Source organism: Amycolatopsis viridis (assembly GCF_011758765.1).
Taxonomy (GTDB): Bacteria; Actinomycetota; Actinomycetes; order Mycobacteriales; family Pseudonocardiaceae; genus Amycolatopsis_E; species Amycolatopsis_E viridis.
In genome coordinates this window covers 1,545,640-1,572,198 of record NZ_JAANOU010000001.1, presented here as the reverse complement: position 1 = coordinate 1,572,198, position 26,559 = coordinate 1,545,640, and the positions used below count along the sequence as shown (strand labels likewise).

Here is a 26,559-nt window from a genome sequence, read left to right as displayed (position 1 = left end):
CCTTTCTCCTCACGCTTCCAGCACGACCGCGAGCCCCTGGCCCACGCCGATGCAGATGGCCGCCAGGCCGTAACCGCCGCCGCGGCGGCGCAGCTCGTGGGCCAGCGACGCGAGAACCCGGCCACCGGAGGCACCCAGCGGGTGGCCGATCGCGATCGCGCCGCCGTTGACGTTCACGATCGACGGGTCGAGCTCGGGCCAGTCGGCGAAGCAGGCCAGGCACTGCGCGGCGAACGCCTCGTTCAGCTCGACCGCGGCCAGCTGATCCCAGCCGATCCCGGCCCGCTCCAGCGCGATCTCCGCCGCGCGCACCGGGCCGATGCCGAACACGTCCGGATCCACGCCGGCCGCACCGCGCCCGGCGATGCGCGCCAGCGGCGTGATGCCGAGCCGGTCGGCCGCGGCCTGGTTGCCGAGCAGGACGGCGGAGGCGCCGTCGTTGAGCGGCGAGGCGTTGCCGGCGGTGATGGTGCCCTCGGCGCGGAAGGCGGGCTTGAGCTCGGCGAGCTTCTCCGGCGTCGAGTCGGGGCGGATGCCCTCGTCGCGGGTCAGGCCGGTGCCGGGCACGGGGACGACGTGGTCGTCGTAGAAGCCGGCGTCCCACGCCGTCGCCGCGTTGCGGTGGCTGCGCAGGGCGAACTCGTCCTGGGCCTCGCGTGTGATGCCGTACTTCTCCGCCAGCCGCTCGGTGCTCTCCCCGAGCGAGATCGTCCACTGCCCGGGCATTTCCGGGTTGACCATGCGCCAGCCGAGCGTGCTGGAGTGCAACGTCTGGTTCGCGGCCGCGTACGCCTTCTCGGGTTTGAGCAGGATCATCGGCGCCCGGCTCATCGACTCCACCCCACCGGCGACGACCAGGGACGCGTCGCCGGTCGCGATGGTGCGGCTGGCCTGCATGACCGCGTCCAGGCCGGACCCGCACAGCCGGTTCACCGTGGTGCCGGGCACCGAGGTGGGCCAGCCCGCGAGCAGCGCCGCCATGCGGGCCACGTTGCGGTTGTCCTCGCCGGCCTGGTTCGCGTCGCCGAGCACGACCTCGTCGACGTCCGCCGGGTCGAGGCCGGTGCGGGCGGCGAGCGCACGCAGCACGTGCGCGGCGAGGTCGTCCGGACGGACCCCGGCGAGTGCGCCGCCGTAACGGCCGAACGGGGTCCGGACGGCGTCGAGGACGAATGCGCCGGTCGCGTTGTTCGGTGTCACCGTGCCGCCTTCAGCTCGCGCAGGGCCGTCAGCTCGGCTTCGGTGGGCGGCGGCGTGGTCGTCAGCTCCGGCGCGACCGTCAGGTCCCAGCCGGTCGCCGCCCTGACCTGCTCGACCGTGACGCCCTCGTGGATCTGGGTCAGCACGAGTTCGGCGGTCTCCGGGTCGGGACGCAGCACGCCCAGATCGGTGATCACCAGCGTCGGACCGGCCCCGGGCAGGCCCAGTTTCTCCCGGTCGCCCTTGCCCCGGCCGTGGCCGAAGGAGGTGATGAAGTCGACCTGCTCGACGAAGCTGCGCCTGCTCTGCCGCACCACGACGTAGACCTCGCGGCAGTTGGCGGCGATCTCCGGCGCACCGCCCGCACCCGGCAGCCGCACCTTCGGGCTGGCGTAGTCGGGACCGATGACGGTGGTGTTGATGTTGCCGAACCGGTCCAGCTGGGCCGCGCCGAGGAAGCCGATGTCGATGCGGCCGGGCTGCAGCCAGTAGTTGAACACCTCGGGGACGCTGATGACGGCGTCCGCCGTGTCGGCGAGGATGCCGTCGCCGATCGAGGCGGGCAGCCGGGTGGGCTTGGAGCCGAGGGTGCCGGACTCGTAGACCAGCACGAGGTCCCCGGCGTGCGTGCGGCGGGCGAGGTTGGCTGCCGTGGAGGGCAGGCCGATGCCGACGAACACGCGCTGCCCGCCGGACAGGGCGCGGGCCGCGGCCACCGACATCATTTCGTCGGACGTGTACGCCCGCTCGGCCGTCGCGGTCACTTCGCCACCTCCTGGCTGAACACCTTCTCGTCCAGCCACCGCTGGAACGAGTCCCTCTCCCGCCCAATGGAATCCCAATACGCGTAATAGTCGTTGTCGCGCTCGGAATACCCCGCGGCGTAGGACGGGTGCGCCCCGCCGGGCACCTCCGCGACCGCGGTGACGGCCCAGGCCGGCAGGATGACCTGACCGGGCACCGGGGTCAGCTCGTCGACGATCTCCTCGACGGTGACCAGGCTGCGCCGAGCGGCGAGCACCGCTTCCTTCTGCACGCCGACCAGGCCCCACATCTGCACGTTGCCGGCGCGGTCGGCGCGCTGCGCGTGGATGATCGAGACGTCCGGGTTGAGGGCGGGGACCGCGGCCAGCTCCTCACCGGTGAACGGGCAGGTGATGGTCTTGATGGTGTCCGTGTGCCTGGGCAGGTCCGTGCCGCGGTAGCCGCGCAGGACCGCGAACGGCAGACCGGAGGCACCGGCGACGTAGCGGTTGGCCATGCCGGCATGGCTGTGCTCCTCGATCTCCAGCGGCGCCGGCCAGGCGTTCTGCACGGCATCGCGGAAGCGGTGCAGCGAGCCCACGCCGGGGTTGCCACCCCAGGAGAAGATCAGCTTCTTGGCGCACCCGGCACCGATGAGCTGGTCGTAGACGATGTCCGGGGTCATCCGGACCAGCGTGAGGTCCCGGCGCCGCTGGCGGATGATCTCCTGGCCCGCGGCGTGCGGAATCAGATGGGTGAACCCTTCGAGGGCGACCGTGTCCCCGTCGTGCACCAGCTGGGCGACGGCATCACGGAGCGACGTTGTCTCGGCCATTGCGCTGCTCTCGTTCACTCGATGTGTTCGCATTACGCACACAAGTTCTTCATATGAACATAGCTGGCCGACCGGGGCGGTGCAAGGAAGAGTGGAGGCATGAGCGGACCCGAGATAGATCCCGTCACCGCCGAGAGCGAAGAGCAGGACGCGGACGTCGGCGGCGAGCACAGCGAACCCACCTACCGCGATCAGGACCCCCAGGTCGGCACCGACGAGGCCGAGCCCGAGGGCGAGGGCGGCCCGGGCGGGATGGACCCGCGGTAGCGGTCGCCGCCCGACCCCGGGGCTGCGACAGTGGGGCCATGCGAATCGTGGTGACGCGGCAGGTTCCGGAGGCGGCACTGGTGGTGCTGCGCGAAGCCGGCGAGGTGTGGGTGTCCGGCGAGGACCGCCCGCTGACGCCCGACGAGCTGCGCAAGGCCGTGCGCGGCGCGGACGCGGTGGTCAGCATGCTGCACGACCGCATCGACGGCGCCGTCGCCGAGGCGGCCGGGCCGCAGCTGAAGGTCGTGGCGAACGTCGCGGTCGGCTACGACAACATCGACGTGCCGGCGCTGGCCGGGCGGGGTGTCGCAGTCACCAACACGCCCGACGTGCTCACCGACGCCACCGCGGACCTCGCGTTCGCCCTGCTGCTCGCGGTGACCCGGCGGATCGGCGAGGGCGAACGGCTGCTGCGGGCGCGCCGGCCGTGGTCGTTCCACCTCGGGTTCATGCTCGGCGCCGGGCTGCAGGGCAAGACCCTCGGCGTGGTCGGGCTGGGGCAGATCGGCCAGGCGGTGGCCCACCGCGCCCGCGCGTTCGGCATGCGAATCGTCTACAACGGACGGTCGCGGGCGCGGCCGGAGGTGGAATCGGGCCTGCACGCCGAGCGCCTCCCGTTCCGCGACCTGCTCACCACCGCGGACGTCGTGTCGCTGCACTGCCCGCTCACCCCGGAGACGCGGCACCTGATCGACGCCGAGGCCCTCGGCGCGATGAAGCACACCGCGTTCCTGATCAACACCACCCGCGGACCGGTCGTGGACGAGGCCGCTCTGGCCGACGCGCTGCTGCGCCGCGAGATCGCCGGTGCCGGGCTGGACGTGTTCGAGAAGGAACCGGAGGTCGAGCCGCGGCTGCTGGAGATGGACAACGTGGTCGTCACGCCGCACCTGGGCTCGGCGACCGTGGAGACCCGGACCGAGATGGCCCTGCTCGCGGCGCGCAACGTGGCGGCGGTGCTGTCCGGCGAGCCGCCCGTTAATGAGGTGCGCATCTCCGGTGCCGCCCCCTAAGGTGTCGCGGGTGCGCAAGACCGGGCAGGTGCTGATTCTGGACGCCGACGACACCCTGTGGGAGAACAACGTCGTCTTCGAGCGGGTCATCGACGACTACCTGGACTGGATCGCACATCCGACGCTGGAGCGCGCCGCGGTGCGCGCCATCCTGGACGACATCGAGCGCGCCAACGCGGTCACGCACGGCTACGGCACGAAGGTGTTCCTGCGGAGCCTGGCCGAATGCTTCGAGAAGCTGCGCGAACGCCCGGTGACCCAGGCCGAACGCGACCGGATCGAGGAGCTGGCGTCGGCGCTGATCCACCACGAGGTCGAACTGATCCCCGGCGTTGCGGAGACGCTCGACGAGCTGGGGTCGCGGCACGAGCTGCTGCTGCTCACCAAGGGTGACCAGGAGGAGCAGCAGCGCAAGATCGACGCGTCCGGGGTGGCCCACCACTTCCGGGAGGTGCACATCGTGCCGGAGAAGCACGTCGGGGTGTACCGCGGGCTGGCCGATGCGCGGATGCTCGCCCCGGAGACGACGTGGATGATCGGCAATTCACCGAAGTCGGACATCCGGCCGGCCCGTGCGGCGGGGATGAACGCGGTGTTCATCCCGAACGCCCACACCTGGGTGCTCGAACACGACGACCTGGACGACGCGGACGAGCGCGTGCTGACGCTGACCTCGTTCCGGGAACTGGTCCAGCACTTCTAGGAAGCAGCCGGGGGAGGGCACCGGTGCGGTGCCCTCCCCCGGCTGAAGTTCCGGTTCTAGTGGCCCGGCTGGGGCAGGACGGCGAAGTTCAGCTGTCCCTGCTCGTCCTGCTGGACGTCGAGCACCTTGTCGTCCAGGAAGATCGCGGCCTGCGGCTCGAGGAACACCTTCGCACCCCCCTCCGCGCCCACGACCTGGTCCCCGTCCTCCGGGGCCGGCGCTACGGACAGCGCGAGCTGGGCCCCGCTGTCCTGCTGGGCCTGCACGGCGAAGCGCAGGCCACCGTTGTCGGTCTGGCCTTCCTGTGCCGTCAGGGCGCTGATCGCCTCGGCGGCGGCGTCGGTCAAAGCGAGCATCGTGTCAGTCCCTTCGCGTTACGTGCACTCGTGTCTCCCGACCGTAGGGGCCGCGCGCCGGTCACGCTGCTCCGCGTGGGGCGCGCGCACCCATCGGCGGGGGTTCGACCAGGTCAGATGCACTGTGATGGACGTCACACGGGGTCTTCGTCCGGCGGAGTGCGGATCGCGTCCGGGACCGAGCCCGGCGGGTTGTCGGCCATCTGGTCCACCGCATCGCCGAGGTTCTGCCCACCGTCGGCGCCCAGCCTGGTGTCCGGCCGGACTTCGGTCTCGTCCACCGGCACGTCCTCCGGCTGGACGTCCGGACGCTCCTGCGCCAGCCGCCCGTCCAGGCTCTCGCCTTCGCGCTGCTCGTTCGGCGTCGTGCCGAACCGGTCGGCGGCAAGGTACCGCTCCGGCGGCTCGATGCCCTCCTCCAGCGGATCGACGCGCAACCGGTCCTCGTCGAGGTCCTCCGCGCTGTTCAGCGCGGCTGGATCACTCTCCACCGCGTCGGGGACGGGATGGCCATGAGCCTCACTCATCGGTCCTCCTCACCTGCTGGTCCTAGCGGTGGCGATACCCGACCGGCGGAACGGGCAAACCCGAGATCAAGCTCACGTGCTTGTAATGTACAAATATATGCTGAGCATAGGTAAGTTCTGAACCATGACCGCGACGTGGATGAGCGGGCCGGCGACCCGGGAGGCCGCGGCCGTCCCCCATCCGGCCGGACATCCGATCGCCTGGTACACGGTCGCCGGAGCGCTGACCACCGGGCTGCAGGAAGTGCTCTTCCTCGGCACCCGGCCGCTGCTCGGTGCGCTCGCCGCGAACGTGCTCGCCCTGGCGCTGACCACGATCGCCAACACGGAGTTCCAGCGCCGCGTGACGTTCGCCGGACACCCGGCCGCGTCCCCCCTTCGAGTGCACCTGCAATCCGTGGGGACCTTCGCCTTCTACGCGGGCTACGGGTCGGTGGTCCTGCTTTCCCTGCACCTGTTCACCCCGGCCCCGTCGGCAGGCGTCCAGGCGGCCGCGCTCGCGCTGGCCAGTGCACTGGGCGGGCTGGCGCGGTTCGCCGTGTTGCGCTGGTGGGTCTTCCCACCGCGCTGACCGGCGCGTTGTCACATGGCGACGGAACGTGTCACACGTGCGTCCGCCTGTTCGTCGATGCTCGCGGCGCGCATCGGGCACGCTCGATCGAGCGGGTGCTTGCTGCGAATGGGGTACGTCTAGTTGAAATCTGGACTGCCGGGGCGGGCACCACTTACGATTACGCTCAGTCGCGTCGGTGACGGGTAGGCAGGGACGTAGAGGGAGTACCCGCTCACCGAGAGTTACACGAAACGCGGGCCCCCGACGGCGACCGGTCGACGGGTCTTCGTTGTTGTCGTTGGGGAGCCGACCATGCGAACGAGTGTCCCGCCCAGCACTACCGGAAGAGTCGAGCCCGAGGCGCCGGGGCTGACGCCCCAGGCATTTCCTCGGGCATCACAACGGCTCACGAAAGAAGAACTCGACCCGGTCGTCCGCGAAGCCGCCACCGGTGACCACGGCGCCGTGGCCAGGCTGATCGAGATGATCACGCCGGTCGCCGTCCGGTACTGCCGGGCCAGGCTGGGCGGTCGCGACCTGTCCTACCTCTCCGCCGACGACGTCGCGCAAGAAGTCTGCCTCGCCGTCCTGCACGCGTTGCCGCAGTACCAGGACCGGGGCGGGTCCTTCCTGTACCTCGTGCACGCCATCGCGTCCAACAAGGTGGCCGACGCCTACCGCCTGGTCTCCCGCGACCGGTCGGACCCGGTCGCCGAGCTGCCGGAAAGCCCGCTGGCCGACAACGAGCCGGAGAAGCACGCGCTCGACGTCGACCTCGGCGACCGGATGACCAAGCTGCTCGCCACCCTTCCGCAGCTGCAACAGGAGATCCTGACGCTGCGCATCGCGGTGGGACTGTCGGCGAACGAGACGGCCGAAGCGCTGGACATCTCGCCCGGCAATGTCCGGGTCACCCAGCACCGCGCGCTGGGCAAGCTACGGGCGCTGATCACGCGCGAGGGCGATCTGCTGGGCTAGTCCGGGAGCGTGAAACCCTCCGGCGGCGCACCCTCGACGAACAACATCGACACCCGCGCCGCGCCCTCGCGGATCTTCCGGGCCCGCCGGTACTCCGGCGAGTCGTACCACTCCCGGATGCGGTCCATGTCGGGGAACTCGAGGATCACCAGCCGGGGCGCCGCCCAGGTGCCCTCGACCGGCTCGGGCGTGCTGGGCCACCCGGGCATAGGCCAGCCCGGCCTGCTCGTCGAGCACCTCGACGGTGACGATGACGTACGCGGGCATCGGCCCCCCATTCCGCCGGACACGGCGCGATCGTGCGTGAACTCCAGCACTCTCGCACCACCTGCCGAGCCACCCCGCACGGGGTCAGAGCACTGTGACCCCAGCCCCAGCGTGGATCGCATTCTTTTCGCGTCAAGAACCGAGCCGAACCGGAGTTCGCGCTCGCTACTCGTCATGGGGACGTCTCGACCGCAATCGGCTCTGCGCCGGTCATCCGGACTGAGTGCTCCGGACGTGGGCCGGGCAACCCGCCGTCGGCCTGGGCAGCGCGGTTGCCGTCGAGCAGGATTTCCGTGGTGTGGCTGATATGCCGCGCCAACGCCTCGACCGCGGCTTCGGTGTCGCGGGCGAGCGCGAGTTCCATCAGCGTGCGGTGTTCGGCGATGACATCGCGGCCGGGGTGCCTGGAGTGCTGCTGGGACCACGAGCGGTAAAGCTCTGCCGAGTCGCGCAGCGAATTCGCGATGCCCAGCAGGCGGGAGTTGCGGCAGCCGGCCAGCAGCGTGTGGTGGAAGTCGGCGTGCGCGCGTGACCACGCGTCGCTGACCCGTTCCGGATCGTCCTGGTCGTACTGCGGAGTCCGCTCGAGCGTGTGGTGCTTCGCGACCAGATCCGATTCCCACGGCGTGTCGCCCTCGGCCAGCGACATCCGCAGCACCAGGCACTCGATCGCCACGCGGGCGGCGGTGAGGTCAGTCAGGTCCTCCGCGGACAACGGCGTCACCTGGAAACCCTGGTGCGGCTGCGACCGGACGAGGTCCTGCTCGACCAGCCGGGTCAGAGCTTCGCGGAGCACCCCCACGCCGACGCCGTACCTGGCGCCGAGTTCCGGGAACTTCAACTTCTCCCCCGGGGCCAGCCGCCCGGCCAGGATGTCGGCCCGCATCGTGGCGAACGTGTCGTCCGCGCGGGTGCCGTACGTGGATCGCGCCATGTTTCAACAGTAGCAGCAGAAGAGAACGTACCCAGAACTTTCCTCTTTCTCTTGAATTTTAGAAAGTTAGCGGGCATGCTGGGTCCCACAGCGCAGGGTGGCGCCGGCCGCCCCGGCCAAGGAGGACGACGATGAAGTTGGCAAACCTGGCAGGACGAGCGGTCCTGGTGACCGGCGACGGAGCGGCTGACGTCGCCCGGGACAGCGACGGGCGCTTCGGCCCGGATCCGCAGGCGGTCCTGGAGCGCTGGGCCGAGTTCCGGGAGTGGGCGCGAAGCGCGACGCTGACTCCGCGGAGTTTCGACGAGGCGCTGCTCGGCCCGCCGGTGCCGAGGCCGCGGCAGATCTTCGCGATCGCGCTCAACTACCGGGCGCACGCGGTCGAGTCGGGCTTCGAAATCCCGGCCAAAGCATCGGTGTTCACGAAATTCCCCTCGTCGCTGACCGGACCGGCCGGCGACATCACCCTCGTCGACGGAAACGTCGACTGGGAAGCAGAACTGGTCGTCGTGATCGGCCGCGAGGCGCGCGCCGTGCGCGAACAGGACGCGTGGGACCACGTCGCCGGGCTGACCAACGGCCAGGACATCTCCGAGCGCACCCGGCAGCTGGCCGGGCCCGTGCCGCAGTTCAGCCTGGCCAAGTCGCACCCGGGCTTCAGCCCGATCGGGCCGTGGGTGGTCACCCCCGACGAACTGGAGAACCCGGACGACCTGGAGATCGCCTGCGCGATCAACGGCGAAGAGGTCCAGAAGAGCCGGACCTCGGACCTGATCTTCCCGGTGCCCGTGCTGATCGCACAGCTTTCCGAGGTCCTCACCCTCTACCCCGGCGACCTGATCTTCACCGGGACCCCGGCCGGCGTCGGCCTCGGCTCGCACCCCCAGCGCTACCTCGCCGCCGGCGACGTGCTGACCACCCGGACCGAGGGGCTGGGCCGGATGACCCACCGCCTCGTCGCGCCCCGCGGCTGACCGGGAAGGAGACCGACCATGCGAGTCGTCGAAACCGAAGTCCTCGTCGTGGGCGCCGGGCCCTGCGGACTCACGGCCGCGGCGTTCCTGGCGATGTACGGCGTCGAGGCCATCACCGTCACCAAGTATCCGCGCACCGCCAACACTCCGCGGGCGCACATCACGAACCAGCGCACCATGGAGGTCATGCGCGACCTCGGCATCGAGGAACAGGTCCGCGCCGTGTCCGTCCCCAACGAGCTGATGGCCGACAACGTGTGGGCCACGAGCATGGCGGGCAAGGAGATCGCCCGGGTGAAGACCTGGGGGACGATGGTCGGCCGCAAGGCCGACTACGAGGCGGGCAGCCCTTCGGCCATGTGCAACATGCCCCAGCACCTGTTGGAGCCGCTGATCCTGCAAGGCGCGGTCGACCGCGGCGCCGACGTCCGGTTCTCCACCGAACTGACCGAAATCACCCAGGACGACACCGGTGTCACGGCGACCGTTCGGTACCGCCACACCGGCGAGACCTATCTGATCAAAGCGAAGTACGCCATCGGCGCCGACGGCGGCCGGTCGACGGTCGCCGAACAGCTCGGGTTCTCGATGGAAGGAGAAACCGGTCTCGGATACGCGGTCAACGTCTGGCTCGAAGCCGACCTCTCGCGCTTCCGCGCACACCGCCCGGGCGTGCTGTTCTGGACCGCTCAGCCGGGCAACGACTTCTGGCTCGGCTCCGGAGTCTTCATCACCGTGCGGCCCTGGAACGAATGGGTCCTGGTGTTCATGTACGACCCGGACACCGAGGAGATCGACACCAGCGAGGAAGCGATGCTGCCTCGCATCCACAAGGCCATCGGCGACGACAGCGTCCCCGTCACGATCAAGAACGTCTCGACCTGGCAGGTCAACCACGTCCTCGCCACCGAGTACCGGCGAGGACGGGTGTTCCTCGCCGGCGACGCCGCACACCGGCACCCGCCCGCGAACGGGCTCGGGTCCAACACCTCGATCCAGGACGCCTACAACCTCGCCTGGAAACTGGCCGCGGTCCTCAAGGGCCAGGCCGGCGAAGCGCTGCTCGAGAGCTACCACCAGGAACGCCACCCGGTAGGTCGCCAGGTCGTCGACCGCGCCCTGAAGAGCGCCGACATCGTCGGCCGGGTGCCGTCCATTCTCGGCATCCGGCCGGGCCAGACCGACGAGGAAGGCTGGGCGGCGATCGACGGATTCTTCGCCGACACCGACGACGGCCGCAGGCGACGGAAAGCCCTCGAAGACTGCCTCGACGAGAACGCGTACCACTTCCACGCGCACGGTGTCGAACTCGGCCAGCGCTACACCTCGGCCGCCGTCGTCGACGACGGCACCCCGTTCCCGGCCTACACCCGCGATCCCGAGCTCTACTACCACCCCACCACCCATCCCGGCGCGTACCTCCCGCACGTCTGGGTCGAACGACACGGCAAGCAAATCTCGACGCTCGACGTCGTCGGGCACGGCAAGTTCACCCTGATCACCGGCATCGGCGGCGAAGCCTGGACCGCCGCCGCGGAGAAGGTCAGCGCGGAGCTGGGCGTCGAGATCGCCAGCGCACCCATCGGCTACCGGCTCGCCTTCGACGACGTGTACGGCGACTGGGCCAGAACCCGCGAGGTGACCGACGGCGGCTGCCTGCTGGTCCGGCCCGACCGGCACATCGCCTGGCGCAGCCACGACAAGGCCGACGACCCGGTCAGCGCGCTGCGCGAAGCGGCCAAGTCCGCCCTCTCCCGCACCTGAGCCCGGCCATTCATTCGATCAAGGAGGCTCGAAATGACCATCACGACCGGCACCATGACCGACGAACAGCGCAAGTCGGTAGCCCTGGAGTTCCTCAAGCGAGTCGATTCGGGCGGCAACGTCGCCGAACTCTTCGCCGACGACGCCCAGTTCTGCTTCCCGAAATACGGCACGGTCCGCGGCATCAACAAGATCAAGGAATTCTTCGGCCAGCTCGGCGGCATCATCTCGTCGATCGAACACCACACCGCGTACTTCAACTACGTCGTCGACGGCGACAAGGTCGTCGTCGAAGGCACCAGTCACGGCACGACCGCGACCGGCGTCGAGTGGCGTGCGGGAGTCACCTCCGCCGGGCCGTGGTGCGACGTGTTCGAAATCCGCGACTTCAAGATCCAACGCCTCTTCGTCTACCTCGACCCGGACTACGCCGGCGAGGACACCGCCCGCTACCCGTGGCTCAACAAATAGCCTTTCCCTTCTGCCGTGAGGAACCCTGACTCATGACGACCATGCGACCGGACGCAGCACTGTCCCGCGACGAGATCATCGCGCGCAATCTCGAGGTGGTACAAGAACACTTCCACAACGAAAACCCTGACGACGTCGACAAGGCGATTGCTCTCTACGCCCCCGAAATCTCCTGGGAAGCGCCCAACCGCGGGCTCGTCTACACCGATGCCGGCGACGTCCGCGATGCCTACATGAAGATCTTCCGCACCCTGCAGTTCCACTCGCTGACCACGTTGCGGCGGTTCGCCACGGAACAGTTCGTGTTCGACGACGCAGTGGCCGACGTGACCGTGGTCGGCGACGAGATGCCCAACCTGCCGTTCTCCGTCGGCAGTCGGATCAGCCTCCGGATCGTGCACTGTTTCGAACTCCGGGACGGCAAAATCACCAAGGAGATCGCCTACGAGATGTGGCGCGAGGATGGCGGCCCGCTCGTCAACGACGTCATCCCGCCGGGCTCGCCGGTGGAGTACTTCCCCGAACCGGGCAACGCCGAAGGCTGACGAAACGATGAACGTGGCAACTCTGCTGGCAGCTAGCGCGCTCCGGGTCCCGACCCGGGATGCCTGGCGCCACGGCGACCGGTCCGCGAGCTACGCGCTCGCCCGCGACCGGATCGCGCGCCTGGCCGGCGGGCTCCGGGCGCTCGGGCTCCGTACCGGCGACCGGGTCGCCCTCGTCCTGCCGAACGGGCCCGACCTGTTCGAACTGCTGTGGGCGACGTTCTGGGCCGGGCTGGTGACGGTGCCTCTCAACCGCCACCTGCACCCCCGCGAGGTGGCGTTCGTCCTCGCCCACTCCGGAGCGAAGGTCGTCGTCGTCGCGCCCGAAACCGAGGACTCGGCGAGCAGCGACACCACCGACGCGACCGTGCTCCGCACCGGCTCACCCTCGTACGAGGCGCTCACAGCCGGACGGCCGGTGCCTGTCGCCGAGGTGCACCCCGAGGACGCCGCCTGGATCTTCTACACCTCAGGGACCACCGGGCGGCCGAAGGGCGCCACCCTCACCCACCGGAATCTGCTGAGCATGACGCTCAACTACTACGCCGACGTCGATCCGGTCCACGACGATGCCGTTTTCCTCCACGCCGCTCCGCTCACCCACGGCAGCGGGATGTACCTGCTCCCCGCCGTGGGACACGGAGCGGTCAACGTGATCTCCGCGGCCGGCAGCTTCGACCCAGCCGACTACCTCGCACTCGCCGAAGCCAACCAGGTCACCCACGGAGCGTTCCTCGCACCCACGATGCTGCGCCGGCTGACCGACGAAGTCCGAGCCGGCTCCGCACCGGACCTTCCGCAGCTGCGCAGCCTCGTCATCGGCGGAGCCGCGCTCTATCAAGAGGACCTGCAGCAAGCACTCGACACGTTCGGCCCGGTCATCACCCAGATGTACGGACAAGGCGAGGCGCCCATGACCATCGCAGTCATGAAACCGGACCAGATTCCCCACGACAAGGCACACCCCCGCCGCCGGTCCTGCGGCCGGCCGTTCACCGGCGTCGAGGTCCGGGTCGCCGACGCCGACGGCACCGAACTGCCCGCGGGAACGACCGGAGAAATCCGGGTTCGCGGCGACGTCGTGATGGCCGGCTACTGGTCCGATCCGGCCGCCACCGCCGGCGCCATCGACAACGGCTGGCTGCTGACCGGCGACGTCGGGCACGTCGACGAACACGGATTCCTGTATCTCACCGACCGGTCGAAAGACGTCATCATCAGCGGCGGCTCGAACATCTACCCCCGCGAGGTCGAAGAAGTCCTGCTCGCACATCCGGCTGTCTGCGAAGCCGCGGTGGTCGGCCTCCCCGACCCCGAATGGGGCGAGAACGTCGGCGCGTTCGTCGTGACCGGTCCAGGCGCCGACGTCACCGAAGCAGAACTCATCGCGCACACCCGTGCGCACCTGGCGTCCTTCAAGAAGCCGAAGTCCATCACGTTTCTCGACGAGCTTCCCAAGAACGCCAACGGGAAGATCCTCAAACGCGACCTGAGGAACCTTCGATCTTGAGGGGTCGCTGAAGCCGATGCGCACCGACCCGACTCCGCAGGTTCTGATACCGGCCCGTTCACCAGGTCGACGGTGGGCTGGGGTGAGTCTGTTGCCGATGCGGACCGGTGAGCCGCGGCGGCCGTTTTCGGATGCGCGAACGACGGTCGAGAGGATCATCGAACTACACGAATCCGCTGATCGAGCCGCTTGGTCACACTGCTGACACCAGGCCAAGCCGGGACGCGCCATCCGGACACACCCGCGCAGGAGGGGAATCCGGGCGGTCATCCCCCTGGACACAGGCATTGTCAGACACGGCCTAGTCGCCGCCGTAGGCCTCGGTCAGTGCGGGCAGGAGTTCCTTCGACGCGAAGTCGAAGAACCCGTCCTGGTGCTCGCCGCCGATCTGGACCAGCGCCAGGTCGGTGAAGCCGGCCTCGGCGAACGCCTGCGCGCTCTTCACGATCGGCTCCGCGTCGGGGCCGCACGGAATGGACTGCGCGACGTCGTCGGGGGTGACGAACTGGGTGGCACCGGCGAACCCGGACGGGCCGGGCAGCTCGGCGTTGACCTTCCAGCCGCCGCCGAACCAGCGGAACTGCTCGTGCGCCCGCCGCTTCGCCGCCTCGGGATCGGGGTCCCAGCACACCGGCAGCTGCGCGTACTTGCGCGAGGCGTCCTGCCCCAGCCGGCCGCGTTCCTCGTCCCAGGCCGAGATCAGTTCGCCCTTCGGCTCGGTCGCGATCAACGCGTCGGCCACCGGGGCGAACCGGGAGACCGATTGCTTGCCGGACACCGCCACGCCGATGGGGACGCGCCGCTCGGGCAGGTCCCACAGCTTCGCCGAGTCCACGCGGTAATGCCGGCCCGAATAGTTCACGTAGCCGCCGTCGAAGAGGTCGCCGATGATCGCGAGCGCCTCGCTGAGCATCTCGTGCCGCACGTTCGCCGACGGCCAGCCGCGGCCGATCACGTGCTCGTTGAGGTTCTCGCCCGCACCCAGACCCAGCGTGAACCGGTCACCCGACAGCAGGGAGATGGTCGCCGCCTTCTGCGCCACCACCGCCGGGTGGTAGCGCATGAGCGGACAGGTCACGAAGGTCAGCAGCTCGACGCGTTCGGTCACCTGGGTGACCGCGCCCAGCACGCTCCACGCGTACGGGGCGTGACCCTGTTCGTCGAGCCACGGTGAGTAATGGTCGCTGCACACCTCGAACGCGAAGCCCGCCTGCTCGGCGGCCGCCGCGTGCCGGACCAGTTCCCGCGGTCCGGCCTGCTCGGTCATCAGGGTGTAACCGAAACGCACTCCTGCTCCTTCTCAGCGCTCGACAGCAGCTGCTTGCGCCGCAGGATCATCGCCCGCCGCTCGGTCTCGTCCAGCCCGCCCCACACCCCGAAGGGCTCCTCGGCGGTGAGCGCGTGGTGCCGGCACTCGACGATCACCGGGCAGGACATGCAGATCTGCTTCGCCCGCGCCACCCGGTCCGCCCGGGCGAAGCCGCGCTCGCCGTCCGGGTGGAAGAACACCGAACTGTCCAAGTTCCGGCAGTTGCCGTGCCGCTGCCACTCCCAGGTTTCGGCAACAGGCGCCGGGAGCCGTGACGTGTCCGCCATCTCGACCTCACCTCCGCGACCATCTCAGTTGCGCGCAGGACTACCCCGGTTCTCCGGCGACTACACCTGTCAGCCGAGCGCCGGCCGCTTCTCGCACCAGTGATCGGCGTACAACCGGTGGTCCGGAGCCTCGATCTCGCGGTAGCCGTATTTGGTGTAGAGCGCCCGAGCCTCCACCAGATCGTGCCGCGTGTCCAGTCCCATCCCTCCCGGAACCAGCCGCTGAGCTGCGAGTTCCGCGGCTTGCCGGAGCTGCCGGCCGGCGCTGCGATCGCGCGCGCGGGGCAGCCCGGACATCGGGGACAGTTCGGTCGTCGTGACGTCGCGCACCCCGGCGCCCGAGCCACCCGTCACCGCATCGTGGGACCGCGCGAGCAGGTCCGGACCGTCCGGCGAGGCGCCGCAAAGCCGTTAGGGTGACCGGCATGGCTTACGACGTCGTCCTGTTCGGCGCGACCGGGTTCACCGGGCGGCTCACTGCGGAGTACCTGGCGCGGCACGCCCCCGAGGGCTGCCGCTGGTCGCTCGCCGGCCGCAACCGGGCCAAGCTCGAAGGCGTGCGCGCGAGCCTCGGCCCGGAGTTCGCCCAGCTGCCGCTCCAGTACGCCGACGTCGGCGATCCCGCGTCGCTGAAAGCGATTGCCGCGTCGAGCAAGGTCGTGATCAGCACCGTCGGCCCCTACGTGCAGTACGGCGAGCCGCTGGTGGCCGCGTGCGCCGAGGCGGGCACCGACTACGTCGACCTGTGCGGCGAGCCGGAGTTCACCGACCTGATGTACGTCCGCCACCACGCCCGCGCCACCGAAACCGGTGCCCGCCTGGTGCACGCGTGCGGCTTCGACTCGATCCCGCACGACCTCGGGGTCTACTACACGATCAAGCAACTACCCGACGACGTGCCGATCCGGGTGCGGGGCCAGGTGCGGGCCGGCGCGACGTTCTCCGGCGGTACCTACGCCTCCGCGCTGGGCGCGGCTTCGCGCCTGCTGCCGATGCGGCAGGCCGCGCGGGAACGCCGGAAGGTGCAGCACCACCCGGCGGGGCGGCGCGTGCGCGCGGTGACCGGCACCCCGCGACGGGACGGCGAGACCGGCCACTGGCTGGTGCCGCTGCCGACCATCGACCCGCAGGTCGTGGTCGCCTCTGCGCGGGAGCTCCCCGAATACGGGCCGGACTTCACCTACAGCCACTACGCGGCGGTCAAGCACCTGCCGGTCCTGGCCGGGGGACTCGCCGGGCTGGGCGCGGCGGTCGCACTGGTGCAGCTGCCGCCGGTGCGCGCGGCGCTGGAACGCCTGCGCAAGCCGGGCGAGGGCCCGAGCGAGCAGCGGCGCGCGAAGTCGTGGTTCACGGTGCGGTTCACCGCCGACGGCGGCGGCCGGCGGGTGGTCACCGAGGTCTCCGGCGGCGACCCGGGCTACGACGAGACGGCCAAGATGCTCGCCGAGTCCGCGTTGTGCCTCGCGCTCGACGAGCTGCCCGCCCGGGCCGGGCAGCTCTCCCCCGCCGCCGCCATGGGCGACTCGCTGCTGACCCGGCTGAAGAACGCGGGTCTCACCTTCCGGACCCTCCCAGCTTAGTCACCCACATAGGTGACAGCGGACGATCGTTGCCTACCGCGCTTGAACGCAGTTCAAGCCTCGTCGTAGAGTGGCCCCATGGCTCGACTGACGCGTGCGGAAAGTCAGGCGCACACGCGCCGACGGCTCCTTGACACCGCCACCGGGCTCTTCCTCCGGGACGGCTACTCCAGCACCTCACTGGAGCGGGTGGCCGAGGAGGCGGGGTTCTCGAAGGGCGCGGTGTACTCCAACTTCCGGAACAAGGACGAGTTGTGCCTTGAGGTCCTGGCCGGCATCCGCGCGGAGAAGACGGCGTCGGCGGACGTGGCGGTGGCCCGGGCGGACACCCTGGAAGACCTGCTGACGGCCTTCGCGACGTGGGCCGCGGGCACCGGCGGCGACCAGCAGTGGATCCGGCTGGAAGCGGAGTACCTGCTCAACTGCCGGCACGACCCGGAGCTGCTCGAGTGCCTGGGGAAGCGCAACACAGAGATCACCGACCAGGTGACGGCGCTGCTCGAGGCCAACGCCCGTCGTCTCGGCGTGCAGCTGCCGATGAGCGCCCGGGAGGCGGCGCACGCCTTGTTCGGCATCACCCTCGGGCTGGGCCTGCTGCGCTCGCTCGACCCGGACATCGGCGTCGAGCCGATCACCTCGGTGATCCGGCTGCTCGCGCGGGAACAGGTGGACGTCACCGTGCCGGAGGCACGCACGGCGAGCCGCTCCCCGGAGGTGCAGCCGGCCCGCGGGCCGGCCGAGCCGCCCGCGGCGGAGGCGGAACCGGCCGCCGGAAACGCGAGCTGAACCGGCCCGGAGCGGTAACGACCGGGACGCGCTCAGCGGGGTGGGAGAGCGTGCAGGCGCACGTCCCGCAGCCGTCCCGCGTCGACCCGCGCAGTTAGGTACGTGTGCGCCGGCTGGCGGCGCCGGTCCGTGGGAGAACCCGGGTTGAGCAGCCGCAGGCCGGTGGGCGCCTCGGTGTCCCACGGGATGTGGCTGTGCCCGAACACCAGCACGTCCGCATCCGGGTACTCCCGCGCGCACCGGGCCTCGCGGCCCTTCGCCGGTCCGGTCTCGTGGACCACCGCCAGCCGCAGCCCGTCCAGCTCCGCCCGCGCCACCTCGGGCAGCCGGGCACGCAGCTCGGGCCCGTCGTTGTTGCCGTACACGCCGATCAGCCGCCGGCTGCGGGACTCCAGCTCGTCGAGCAGCGCGACGTCCACCCAGTCGCCCGCGTGCACCACCACGTCGGCCCGCGCGACCTCCGCCCACACCCGGTCCGGCAGATCACGCGCCCGCTTCGGCACGTGTGTGTCCGCGATGATGAGCAGCCGCATGGCCACCGGTGTACCACGCACCACCACCCGGAGCAGGACTGCGCACGCCCCGCCCGTAACCTTCATCCGGGTTGTCCGGATCAGGAGGGGTGAGCCTTGACGCAGGAGCCCACGTGGCCCACATCCGACGACGAGCGGACCGAGGTCATGGCCGCGGTCACCGACGTGCTGCCGAAGGTGCCGCAAGAGCCGCCGCGGCGCACGAAGACCGCCAAACGCGCCGCGATCGTCGCCGGGTCCGTGCTCGGCGTGCTCGCCGCGCTCTACGCCGTCGACCTGCTGGTCAGCCAGGGCACCGTGCCGCGGGGCGTCACCGTCGCCGGAGTCGACGTCGGTGGCCTCAAGCGCAGCGCGGCCGAGGACAAGCTGCGCGCGGAGATCGAGCCCAGGCTGACCGAGCCCGTCGCGGTCCGGGCCGGCGACATCACCGCGGCCATCGACCCGGGCAGCGCCGGACTCAGCCTCGACTGGCAGTCCACATTGGACCAAGCCGGGGACCAGCCACTCAACCCGTTCACCCGCGTCGCGTCCCTCTTCACCGACCGCGAAGTCGGCGTCGTCACCCACGCCGACGAGGACAGGCTCACCGCGGCCGTCGAACAGCTCCGTGCTCGCACCGACCGGCCGCCCACCGAGGGCACGATCCGCTTCGAAGGTGCGAAGCCCGTCGCCGTGACGCCGCAGCCTGGCCAGCAGCTCGATGCCGCCGGCGCCAAGAACGAGGTGCTGAGCCACTGGGCCGCCGGGCAGACGCTGACCCTCCCCGTCACCACCACGCCCGTGCAGGTCACCACCGACGCCGTGCAGGCCACCCTCGACGGGTTCGTCCGGCCCGCCGTGTCCACGCCGCTCGTCATCCGCGGCGAAGGCGCGGTCGCGACCCTGCCGCCCGAAGCCGTCGCCGCCGCGCTCACCTTCGAGCCGGGCGGGGGCGGGACGCTCGTGCCGAAGGTCGACCACAACAAGCTCATCGAGGCCGCGGCGCCGCAGCTCAAGCCCTCGGAGAAGGAGGGCAAGGACGCCCAGATCGTGTTCGAGGGCGGCCGGCCGGCGGTGCAGCCGTCGGTGGACGGCAAGGGCGTGGACTGGAACCCGACGCTCCAGCCGGTCTTCAACGTGCTCAAGGCGCCCGGCAAGCACGAACTGGTGGCGAAGTACCAGACCACCCCGGCGAAGGTGACCACCGAGCAGGCCAACCAGCTGGGCATCACCGAAGTGATCGGCGAGTTCACCACCAGCGGGTTCGCCCCGGACTCGGGCGTGAACATCCGCACCGTCGCGCAGAAGGTCAACGGCGCGATCGTCAAACCGGGCGAGACCTTCAGCCTCAACGGGTACACCGGCCCGCGCGGCACCGCGCAGGGCTACGTCGAGGCCGGTGTGATCGAGAACGGCGCCCCGGCCCGCGAGGTCGGCGGCGGCATCTCCCAGTTCGCCACCACGCTGTACAACGCGGCCTACTTCGCCGGGCTGAAGGACGCCGGGCACAAGGAGCACAGCTACTACATCAGCCGCTACCCCGCCGCGCGCGAGGCGACGGTGTTCCAGAGCCCGAACGGGGCCAGCGTCATCGACCTGAAGTTCACCAACGATTCCGGCACCGGTGTCGCGATCCAGACGATCTGGACGCCGTCGTCGATCACGGTCAAGCTGTGGGGCACCAAACGGTACACGGTCGAGTCGATCCCCGGTGAGCGGACGAACTTCGTCCCGCCCCAGGAGAAGCCCGGTCCGGCGGAGAACTGTCACGCCTCCGCCGGCGCGCAGGGCTTCACCAGCACGGACACCCGGGTGCTGCGCGACGCGAAGTCCGGCCGCGAGGTCCGGCGCGAGACCCGCACCGTCCGCTACAACCCGCAGCCGAAGATCGTCTGCCCCTGACGAGCGGAAACGAGAACGGGGGTCCCGCCGGCACCGGCGGGACCCCCGTTCTGCCGGTCGTCAGGAGGGGTTGATCTCCGCCAGCCGTACCTGGACCCCGTCCAGCACGCGGTCGATCGAATAGTCGAACAGCTCGGCGAAGTAGTCCTCGCTCTTGTCCGGGTCCGAGAGCCGGGCGTGCACCGACTCGTTCAGGGTGGCCAGCCCGGGCAGGTCCGGGCCCGGCGGCGGGGCGCCCCACACGTCGGAGATCTGGGTCCTCACCTCGGCCGCCTTGCGCTGGTCGTCCTCCAGCGAGATGAACAGACACGCCTGGCTCACCAGCAGACGGCACACCATCGACGCCTCGTCGTGCTCGAAGCCGGCCCGCAGGAGTGTCCTCATCGCACGGTCCACAGTGGGCGCCGCAGCCTTCACCGACGGGCCGAGGAGCGCCACCCGGCGCGCTACACCGGGGTACCGCATGAACACGGACCGCAGGTTCTTGAGGAACCGGCGCCACCAGTCGCGCCACTCCAGTTCGGCCGGGGGCAGCTCGTACATGGCGATGACGCGGTCGACCACCGCGGTCACCACCGTGTCCCGGTCGCCCACGTGGTGGTAGATCACCGCGGGGTAGGCGTCCACCGCACCTGCTAGCTGGCGCAACGTCCACGACTCGACCCCGTGCCGGGCCGTCAGCTCGAGCGCCGCATCGATGATGCGATCCGGGGTGACCGCGGGCAGCCCCGCCGCGTCACGCGAACGCGGACGGCCGGGCACGGGAGCAGACTTCGCCATGCCGTAACAGTAACTCCCCGGTGTTGGCACGCCAGTCAACACCGCCGACAATCGCGACGAAAACAGCTCGCCAACGAGACGGGCACCTGGAAGGCTGGACAGGCAAGCGGCAACACCAGGAGGTCGGATGTCCGAGAACACGTCACCGGGCGAATCGGAGGACGACGTCAAGCGCAAGTTCCGCGAGGCCCTCGACCGCAAGCAGGCGAGCGCCCAGGCGTCCGGCCGGCACGAGGGCGGCGGCGGCAAGGGCGGCCACGTGCACGGTCACGGCCCCGCGGCCAGCAAGCGCACCTTCCGTCGCAAGAGCGGCTGACCCGCGGCGTGGGTGGCCTGCCCGGCCACCCACGCCACCGCCCCCGATGAGCGAAGATCACCCGGCGAAGATGGACCGCAGCCGCCCGACCTCGGACATCCGGCGCTCCGCGAGGCGGTCCGCGGCGGTCGCCGGCGGCACGCCCTCGGCGTCGGCCAGCTCGAACACCGCCTTCGTCGTCTCGAAGATGCCGGCCGCCTTGCGCTGGGCCCGGTCGAAGTCGAAGCCGTGCAGCTCGTCGCTGACCTGGATCACCCCGCCGGCGTTGACCAGGTAGTCCGGCGCGTACAACACGCCGCGGTCCTCCAGCGACTTCTCGATGCCCGGGTGAGCGAGCTGGTTGTTCGCCGCGCCGCAGACGACCTCGGCACCGAGCACGGGCACCGTGGCTTCGTTGAGCGCGCCGCCGAGCGCGCACGGCGCGAACACGTCCAGGGGCGCCCGCAGCAGCGTGTCGTTGTCCGCCACGACCTCCACCGCCGGGTACGCGGCCTTGGTGCGCTCGATGGCCGCGCTCGAAACGTCGGTGATCGACACCCGCGCGCCGGCCTCGACCAGGTGCCCGACGAGGATGTGCCCCACCTTGCCGACCCCGGAGACACCGACGTGCCGGCCGGCCAGGTCGGCACTGCCCCAGCGGAACTCGGCGGCGGCGCGCATGCCCTGGAAGACGCCGAACGCGGTCAGCACGGAGGAGTCGCCCGCGCCGCCGTCGTCACGGGAGCGGCCGGTCACGAACCGGGACTCGCGGGCGATGACGTCCATGTCGGCGACGTAGGTGCCCACGTCGCAGGCGGTGTAGTAGCGGCCGCCGAGCGACTGCACGAACCGGCCGTAGGCACGCAGCAGCGCCTCGGTCTTCATGGTCGCCGGGTCACCGATGATGACGGCCTTGCCACCGCCGAGGTCGAGCCCGGCGAGCGCGTTCTTGTAGGCCATGCCCTTGGACAGCGCCAGGACGTCGTCGAGCGCGTCGTGTTCGCTGGCGTAGGGGTAGAACCGGGTGCCGCCGAGCGCGGGGCCCAGTGCGGTCGAGTAGACGGCGATGATCGCCTTCAGGCCGCTCGCCTGGTCCTGGCAGAACACGACCTGCTCATGGCCGGTTTCGCGGCCGAACACTCCATCCGTCACGGTGGTGACTCCTCATCTGCGACCCACCCGACGACGTTCGTGGCGCCGCGGAGGGGTACTCCGGTTGTGGGGCGGAAGCATCCGGGAAGGTCGTCCCCGTTCGCTCCATGGGGAGAACTTAGCGGTCCCGCCGCCGGAAAGGCCATGGCAAGATCGAGCGATGTACGTGCGTTCCGGAGGGTCGGCGGGACCGGTGCTGCTCGTCCTGCACGGCCTGGGCGCGACCGGCGCGGTGTGGGACGAGGTGGTCACGCGGTGGCCGGGCCGGTGGATCGCCCCGGATCTGCCCGGGCACGGCTGGTCCGAACCGCTCCCCCGGTACTCGTTCGGTGCGCTGGCCGCCGCGGTGGCGCCGCTGGTGCCGTCCGGGGCACCGGTCGCGGTGCTCGGGCACTCCCTCGGCGGGGTGGTGGCACTCACCCTGGCGAGCGGTTGGTTCGGCGTGCGGGTGAGCGGGGCTTGCGGACTCGGCATCAAGGTGCGCTGGACCGACGAGGAACTCGCCCGGGCGGCCGAGCAGGCCGCCCGGCCGCCGAAGGTGTTCGCCTCGCGGGAGGAGGCGGCCGCCCGGTGGCTCAAGCTGTCCGGGCTGCACGGGCTGGTCGCCGCGGACTCGCCGATCGTCGACAGCGGCCTCACCGAGGGGTGGCGGCTGGCGCTGGACCAGGCGGCGTTCGGCGTCGGCGCGCCGGACCTGCCGGGACTGCTCGCGGCGGCGCGGGCCCCGGTGGTGCTCGCGGCGGGTGAACACGACCCGATGTGCCCGGCCGCGCACCTGTCGGACGACGCGGTGATCCTGCCCGGGCTCGGGCACAACGCCCACGTCGAGGACCCCGCCGCCCTCGACCCGCTGCTCGCGCGCCTCCGGAACGCCTGACGCCGACCACCCCGCGCGCGCCGAACCAGCCAACCCACCGCCCGCAGCAGCCAACCCACCGCCCGCAATAGCAAACACGCCGCCCCAAGGAGCAAACACGCCGCCCGCCGGCGTGTTTGCCGCTCCCGGCGGCGTGTTGGCCGCTCCCGGCGGCGTGTTGGCCGGTCCGGGCGGCGTGTTGGCCGCTCCCGGGCGCGGTTACAGGTCCGCGCGGACCGCCCACAGCTCGGGGAACAGCGGCTGGAACAGGGTGCCCCGCAGGTACTTCGCGCCCGAGGAGCCGCCCGTGCCGGTCTTGTCGCCGATGGTCCGTTCGACCATCTTCACGTGCCGGTACCGCCACTCCTGCACGCCCTCGTCCAGGTCGACCAGGTGCTCGGCGACGGTCGCCGGGCCGGCGTCGTCGGCGTACACGCTCAGCAGCAGCTTCCGCTGGTCACCCGTCACGTCGTAGCCGTGGGCGGACAGGTAGGCCAGGAACGAGTCGTACAGCGACGGGCGGGCCATCGCCGCGGCGATCCGCTCCCGCGCCGCGCTGCCCTCCGGGTAGTGCTCGAACGCGCCGGGGTCGCGCCGGCCCAGCAGTGCCTCCAGCTCGCGGAACTGCGCCGACTGAAAACCGCTCGCCGCGTCCAGCCGGGTGCGGAAACTGGTGAACTGGGTCGGCGTCATGGTTTCCAGCACGTCGATCTGCGCGACCACGACCTTCAGGATCGTCAGCACGCGGCGAAGCGTGCGGGTCGCGTGCGGCGTGTCCCCGGCGGCGAGCTTGTCCTGCAGGTACGCCAGTTCGTGCAGCATCTGCTTGAACCACAGCTCGTACACCTGGTGGATGACGATGAACAGCATCTCGTCGTGCTCGGCGGAACGGGGGCGCTGGGCGCCCAGCACCTCGTCCAGCGCCAGGTAGGAGGTGTAGGTCAGGGACGCGTGCTCGTCGGTCACGGCAGCCCCGCCAGCGACTCGGCCAGCACGGACTCGGGCAGCTCGTTGTCGATCATCCGCCCGGCCAGGTACGCCGCGTACGCGGGCAGGTCGAGGTGCGCATGCCCGCACAACGCCGTCAGGATGACCTTCTCCTCGCCGGTCTCCTTGCAGCGCAACGCCTCCTGCATGCACGCCGCCAGCGCGTGCGTCGGCTCCGGTGCCGGGATGATGCCTTCCGACCGCGCGAAGGCCACCCCGGCCGCGAAGCACTCCTGCTGCCCGACCGCCATCGCCTCGATCAGGCCCAGCTCGTGGATGTGCGACAGCAGCGGCGACATGCCGTGGTAGCGCAGACCGCCGGCGTGGATCGGGTCCGGGACGAAGTCGTGCCCGAGCGTGTGCATCTTCAGCAGCGGGGTCAGCCCCGCGGTGTCACCGAAGTCGTAGGCGTAGCGGCCGCGGGTCAGCGACGGGCACGCGGCCGGCTCGACGGCCCGGATCACCGGCGCGATCTTCCCGGCCAGCTTCTCCCGCAGGAACGGGAACACCAGCCCGCCGAAGTTGGACCCGCCACCGGTGCAACCCACGATCACGTCCGGTGTGTCACCGGCCTGCTCGAACTGCAGCAGCGCCTCCTCCCCGATCACGGTCTGGTGCAGCAGCACGTGGTTGAGCACGCTGCCCAGCGCGTACCGGGTGTCCGGGTCGGCGGCCGCCTGCTCGACGGCCTCGCTGATCGCGATGCCCAGGCTGCCGGTGGAATCCGGGTCCTTCTCCAGCACGGCGCGGCCGGCCGCGGTCTCCTTGGACGGGCTCGGGTGCACGGTCGCCCCGAACGTCTCCATCATGATCTTGCGGTAGGGCTTCTGGTCGTAGGAGGCGCGCACCTGCCACACCTCGCACTCCAGCCCGAACGTGGCGCACGCGAACGCCAGCGCGCTGCCCCACTGCCCGGCGCCGGTCTCCGTGGTCAGCCGCCGGATCCCTTCGGCGGCGTTGTAGAACGCCTGCGGAACCGCGGTGTTCGGTTTGTGCGAACCGACCGGGCTGACCCCCTCGTACTTGTAGTAGAGGCGGGCCGGGGTGCCGAGCGCCTTCTCCAGCCGCCGCGCGCGGTACAGCGGCGACGGCCGCCAGAGCCGGTAGACGTCCAGCACCTCCCCGGGGATGTCGACGAACCGCTCACCGGTGACCTCCTGCGCGATGAGCGCCTGGGGGAACAGCGGGGCGAGGTCGTCCGGGCCGACCGGTTCCCGGGTGCCCGGGTGCAGCGGCGGAGGCGGCGGCTCCGGGAGGTCGGGGACCACGTTGTACCAGGTGGTCGGCAGGTCCGACTCGTCGAGCAGGTATTTCGTCCGGCCGGTCATGGGCGTACCCCTTCCCCTCGCGCGGTTTCCCCAAGTTATGCCTGGTCGGCACCGCCGTCCAGATGGCGTTGAATGGAGGCGTGCGCAGAACGATCGACTGGGTGGACGGGGCGGTCGAGATCATCGACCAGGTCGCCCTGCCGGGTGAGTACCGGACGCTGCGGCTCGCGAGCGTCGACGAGCTGATCGACGCGATCCGTCGGCTCGCGGTCCGGGGCGCGCCCGCGCTCGGCGGGGCCGGGGCGCTGGGTACCGCGCTGGCCGCGTTCGCCCACGACGACCCGGACGCGGTGCGCGCCGACGCGGCGCGCCTGGCGGACGCCCGGCCGACGGCGGTCAACCTGAGCTGGGGCGTCGCCCGTGCGCTGGCGCGCCTCGGCGAGGGTCCCGACGCGGTCCTCGCCGAGGCGCTCGCACTGCTGGACGAGGACGAGCGGCTCAACCACGACGCCTCCGCCCGCGCCGCCGAGCTGATCCTCGGCATCTGCGCGCGCCGGCCGCTGCGGCTGCTCACGCACTGCAACGCCGGGCGGCTGGCCACGGTCGGCTGGGGCACCGCGCTCGGGGTGGTCTGGCACCTGCACGCCGCCGGGCACGTGGAGTACGTGCTCGCCGACGAGACCCGGCCCCTGTTGCAGGGCGCGCGGCTGACCGCGTGGGAGCTCGCCGCGGCCGGTGTCCCGCACCGGGTGCTGCCCGACTCCGCCGCGGCCGCGGCGATGGCGCGCGGCATGGTCGACTGCGTCGTCGTCGGCGCCGACCGGATCGCGGTCAACGGCGACGTGGCGAACAAGATCGGCACCTACGGGCTCGCGCTGGCCGCCGCGCGGCACGAGCTGCCGTTCGTGGTGGTCGCGCCGTCCTCCACGGTGGACCCGGAATTGCCGTCCGGGGAGTCGATCGTGATCGAGGAACGAGCCGCGGAGGAACTCACGACGTTTTCCGGCATTCCGGTCGCACCGCCCGGAACACCCGTGTTCAACCCGGCCTTCGACGTGACCCCGGCCGACCTCGTCACCGCCGTGGTCACCGAAAAGGGCCCGCTGGGGCGGTGAACCCCATTTGCCGGATTTCCGACTTTCTTCGGTAAACAGATAACGAATTCGCCGCCGGTCTGGCTTTTTCCGGACACCGATCTACTGTC

General features: G+C 70.7%; 31 protein-coding genes. 16 read left to right on the top strand and 15 right to left on the bottom strand.

The window, feature by feature from the left end; all coding sequences use genetic code 11:
• Positions 1–9: 9 nt before the first annotated feature.
• Genes FHX46_RS07790 through FHX46_RS07780 form a run of 3 tightly spaced genes read right to left on the bottom strand, consistent with a single transcriptional unit; the run spans position 10 to position 2,779 of the window.
• Positions 10–1,200 (bottom strand): thiolase family protein, encoded by a 1,191-nt coding sequence (locus FHX46_RS07790; RefSeq protein ID WP_167111963.1) that lies wholly within the window; start codon positions 1,198–1,200, stop codon positions 10–12.
• The gene (locus tag FHX46_RS07785; RefSeq protein WP_167121250.1) at positions 1,197–1,925 is read right to left on the bottom strand and encodes a CoA-transferase subunit beta; all 729 of its coding nucleotides are present in this window, start codon (positions 1,923–1,925) and stop codon (positions 1,197–1,199) included. The genes FHX46_RS07790 and FHX46_RS07785 overlap by 4 nt, the downstream gene beginning before the upstream one ends.
• Before the next feature lie 35 nt (positions 1,926–1,960).
• Entirely contained in the window at positions 1,961–2,779 is an 819-nt protein-coding gene (locus tag FHX46_RS07780; RefSeq protein WP_167111961.1) for a CoA transferase subunit A, read from the bottom strand.
• A gap of 99 nt (positions 2,780–2,878) precedes the next feature.
• Here FHX46_RS07780 and FHX46_RS07775 point away from each other — a divergent pair, with 99 nt between their 5' ends.
• From FHX46_RS07775 to FHX46_RS07765, 3 genes are read left to right on the top strand one after another with little or no spacing between them, the layout of a single operon-like run.
• Positions 2,879–3,046, top strand: coding sequence for a hypothetical protein (locus FHX46_RS07775; RefSeq protein WP_167111959.1), 168 nt, complete (start codon positions 2,879–2,881; stop codon positions 3,044–3,046).
• Positions 3,047–3,084: 38 nt separating this feature from the next.
• Positions 3,085–4,059: a 2-hydroxyacid dehydrogenase gene (locus FHX46_RS07770; protein ID WP_167111958.1), complete on the top strand. Its 975-nt coding sequence runs from the start codon at positions 3,085–3,087 to the stop codon at positions 4,057–4,059.
• 10 nt (positions 4,060–4,069) lie between these two features.
• Positions 4,070–4,762 carry an HAD family hydrolase gene (locus tag FHX46_RS07765; protein ID WP_313886056.1) on the top strand — a complete coding sequence of 231 codons (693 nt, stop codon included), beginning with the start codon at positions 4,070–4,072 and terminating at the stop codon, positions 4,760–4,762.
• A gap of 56 nt (positions 4,763–4,818) precedes the next feature.
• On the opposite strand, the gene FHX46_RS07760 is transcribed toward FHX46_RS07765, so the two are convergent.
• A complete protein-coding gene (locus FHX46_RS07760) occupies positions 4,819–5,118 on the bottom strand; it encodes a HesB/IscA family protein (protein ID WP_167105540.1) in 300 nt (99 codons plus the stop codon).
• Between the two features lie 134 nt (positions 5,119–5,252).
• Positions 5,253–5,645: a hypothetical protein gene (locus FHX46_RS07755; RefSeq protein ID WP_167105537.1), complete on the bottom strand. Its 393-nt coding sequence runs from the start codon at positions 5,643–5,645 to the stop codon at positions 5,253–5,255.
• A gap of 124 nt (positions 5,646–5,769) precedes the next feature.
• On the opposite strand from FHX46_RS07755, the gene FHX46_RS07750 reads away from it, so the two are divergent.
• Both FHX46_RS07750 and shbA read left to right on the top strand, forming a co-directional pair.
• On the top strand, positions 5,770–6,216 hold the full coding sequence (locus FHX46_RS07750; protein ID WP_167111957.1) for a GtrA family protein: 447 nt from the start codon (positions 5,770–5,772) through the stop codon (positions 6,214–6,216).
• A 294-nt stretch (positions 6,217–6,510) separates the two neighbouring features.
• Positions 6,511–7,176, top strand: coding sequence for an RNA polymerase sigma factor ShbA (gene shbA / locus FHX46_RS07745; RefSeq protein ID WP_208400054.1), 666 nt, complete (start codon positions 6,511–6,513; stop codon positions 7,174–7,176).
• Here the strand turns inward: shbA and FHX46_RS07740 are convergent.
• On the bottom strand, positions 7,173–7,385 hold the full coding sequence (locus tag FHX46_RS07740) for a DUF1330 domain-containing protein (RefSeq protein WP_208400053.1): 213 nt from the start codon (positions 7,383–7,385) through the stop codon (positions 7,173–7,175). The two genes, shbA and FHX46_RS07740, sit on opposite strands and share 4 nt — an antisense overlap.
• A gap of 230 nt (positions 7,386–7,615) precedes the next feature.
• The gene (locus tag FHX46_RS07735) at positions 7,616–8,377 is read right to left on the bottom strand and encodes a GntR family transcriptional regulator (RefSeq protein WP_208400052.1); all 762 of its coding nucleotides are present in this window, start codon (positions 8,375–8,377) and stop codon (positions 7,616–7,618) included.
• Between the two features lie 131 nt (positions 8,378–8,508).
• Here FHX46_RS07735 and FHX46_RS07730 point away from each other — a divergent pair, with 131 nt between their 5' ends.
• Genes FHX46_RS07730 through FHX46_RS07710 form a run of 5 tightly spaced genes read left to right on the top strand, consistent with a single transcriptional unit; the run spans position 8,509 to position 13,641 of the window.
• On the top strand, positions 8,509–9,351 hold the full coding sequence (locus FHX46_RS07730; protein ID WP_167111956.1) for a fumarylacetoacetate hydrolase family protein: 843 nt from the start codon (positions 8,509–8,511) through the stop codon (positions 9,349–9,351).
• An 18-nt stretch (positions 9,352–9,369) separates the two neighbouring features.
• Positions 9,370–11,115, top strand: coding sequence for an FAD-dependent oxidoreductase (locus FHX46_RS07725; protein ID WP_167111955.1), 1,746 nt, complete (start codon positions 9,370–9,372; stop codon positions 11,113–11,115).
• 33 nt (positions 11,116–11,148) lie between these two features.
• Complete coding sequence (locus tag FHX46_RS07720; RefSeq protein ID WP_167111954.1) at positions 11,149–11,586, top strand: nuclear transport factor 2 family protein; 438 nt, start codon at positions 11,149–11,151, stop codon at positions 11,584–11,586.
• Between the two features lie 32 nt (positions 11,587–11,618).
• On the top strand, positions 11,619–12,131 hold the full coding sequence (locus FHX46_RS07715) for a nuclear transport factor 2 family protein (protein ID WP_167111953.1): 513 nt from the start codon (positions 11,619–11,621) through the stop codon (positions 12,129–12,131).
• Positions 12,049–13,641, top strand: coding sequence for a class I adenylate-forming enzyme family protein (locus tag FHX46_RS07710; protein WP_208400051.1), 1,593 nt, complete (start codon positions 12,049–12,051; stop codon positions 13,639–13,641). The genes FHX46_RS07715 and FHX46_RS07710 overlap by 83 nt, the downstream gene beginning before the upstream one ends.
• Positions 13,642–13,942: 301 nt before the next feature.
• Here the strand turns inward: FHX46_RS07710 and FHX46_RS07705 are convergent, their stop codons facing one another.
• The 3 genes from FHX46_RS07705 to FHX46_RS07695 form a co-directional block, all read right to left on the bottom strand.
• Entirely contained in the window at positions 13,943–14,929 is a 987-nt protein-coding gene (locus tag FHX46_RS07705; protein ID WP_167111952.1) for a TIGR03557 family F420-dependent LLM class oxidoreductase, read from the bottom strand.
• Entirely contained in the window at positions 14,908–15,237 is a 330-nt protein-coding gene (locus FHX46_RS07700; protein WP_167105525.1) for a WhiB family transcriptional regulator, read from the bottom strand. The genes FHX46_RS07705 and FHX46_RS07700 overlap by 22 nt, the downstream gene beginning before the upstream one ends.
• A 69-nt stretch (positions 15,238–15,306) precedes the next feature.
• Positions 15,307–15,591, bottom strand: coding sequence for a hypothetical protein (locus FHX46_RS07695; protein WP_167111951.1), 285 nt, complete (start codon positions 15,589–15,591; stop codon positions 15,307–15,309).
• 71 nt (positions 15,592–15,662) lie between these two features.
• Between FHX46_RS07695 and FHX46_RS07690 the strand changes: the two genes are divergently transcribed.
• Positions 15,663–16,817 (top strand): saccharopine dehydrogenase family protein, encoded by a 1,155-nt coding sequence (locus FHX46_RS07690; protein WP_167111950.1) that lies wholly within the window; start codon positions 15,663–15,665, stop codon positions 16,815–16,817.
• A 78-nt stretch (positions 16,818–16,895) separates the two neighbouring features.
• The gene (locus FHX46_RS07685) at positions 16,896–17,603 is read left to right on the top strand and encodes a TetR/AcrR family transcriptional regulator (RefSeq protein ID WP_167111949.1); all 708 of its coding nucleotides are present in this window, start codon (positions 16,896–16,898) and stop codon (positions 17,601–17,603) included.
• Between the two features lie 32 nt (positions 17,604–17,635).
• Here FHX46_RS07685 and FHX46_RS07680 read toward each other — a convergent pair whose 3' ends face one another.
• A complete protein-coding gene (locus FHX46_RS07680) occupies positions 17,636–18,136 on the bottom strand; it encodes a metallophosphoesterase family protein (protein ID WP_167111948.1) in 501 nt (166 codons plus the stop codon).
• A 96-nt stretch (positions 18,137–18,232) separates the two neighbouring features.
• On the opposite strand from FHX46_RS07680, the gene FHX46_RS07675 reads away from it, so the two are divergent.
• Positions 18,233–20,017 carry a VanW family protein gene (locus FHX46_RS07675; RefSeq protein ID WP_167111947.1) on the top strand — a complete coding sequence of 595 codons (1,785 nt, stop codon included), beginning with the start codon at positions 18,233–18,235 and terminating at the stop codon, positions 20,015–20,017.
• Positions 20,018–20,077: 60 nt separating this feature from the next.
• On the opposite strand, the gene FHX46_RS07670 is transcribed toward FHX46_RS07675, so the two are convergent.
• Entirely contained in the window at positions 20,078–20,797 is a 720-nt protein-coding gene (locus FHX46_RS07670) for a TetR/AcrR family transcriptional regulator (RefSeq protein ID WP_167111946.1), read from the bottom strand.
• 127 nt (positions 20,798–20,924) lie between these two features.
• Between FHX46_RS07670 and FHX46_RS07665 the strand changes: the two genes are divergently transcribed.
• Complete coding sequence (locus FHX46_RS07665; protein ID WP_167111945.1) at positions 20,925–21,113, top strand: DUF5302 domain-containing protein; 189 nt, start codon at positions 20,925–20,927, stop codon at positions 21,111–21,113.
• A 57-nt stretch (positions 21,114–21,170) separates the two neighbouring features.
• Here FHX46_RS07665 and FHX46_RS07660 read toward each other — a convergent pair whose 3' ends face one another.
• Positions 21,171–22,244: a Glu/Leu/Phe/Val family dehydrogenase gene (locus FHX46_RS07660; RefSeq protein ID WP_167111944.1), complete on the bottom strand. Its 1,074-nt coding sequence runs from the start codon at positions 22,242–22,244 to the stop codon at positions 21,171–21,173.
• Between the two features lie 160 nt (positions 22,245–22,404).
• Between FHX46_RS07660 and FHX46_RS07655 the strand changes: the two genes are divergently transcribed.
• Positions 22,405–23,121, top strand: coding sequence for an alpha/beta fold hydrolase (locus tag FHX46_RS07655; protein ID WP_167111943.1), 717 nt, complete (start codon positions 22,405–22,407; stop codon positions 23,119–23,121).
• A 198-nt stretch (positions 23,122–23,319) separates the two neighbouring features.
• Here FHX46_RS07655 and FHX46_RS07650 read toward each other — a convergent pair whose 3' ends face one another.
• On the bottom strand, positions 23,320–24,066 hold the full coding sequence (locus FHX46_RS07650) for a tryptophan 2,3-dioxygenase (protein WP_167111942.1): 747 nt from the start codon (positions 24,064–24,066) through the stop codon (positions 23,320–23,322).
• Positions 24,063–25,415, bottom strand: coding sequence for a TrpB-like pyridoxal phosphate-dependent enzyme (locus FHX46_RS07645; protein ID WP_167111941.1), 1,353 nt, complete (start codon positions 25,413–25,415; stop codon positions 24,063–24,065). The genes FHX46_RS07650 and FHX46_RS07645 overlap by 4 nt, the downstream gene beginning before the upstream one ends.
• 80 nt (positions 25,416–25,495) lie before the next feature.
• On the opposite strand from FHX46_RS07645, the gene mtnA reads away from it, so the two are divergent.
• Positions 25,496–26,470: an S-methyl-5-thioribose-1-phosphate isomerase gene (gene mtnA, locus FHX46_RS07640; RefSeq protein WP_167111940.1), complete on the top strand. Its 975-nt coding sequence runs from the start codon at positions 25,496–25,498 to the stop codon at positions 26,468–26,470.
• The last annotated feature ends 89 nt before the right edge of the window (positions 26,471–26,559 follow it).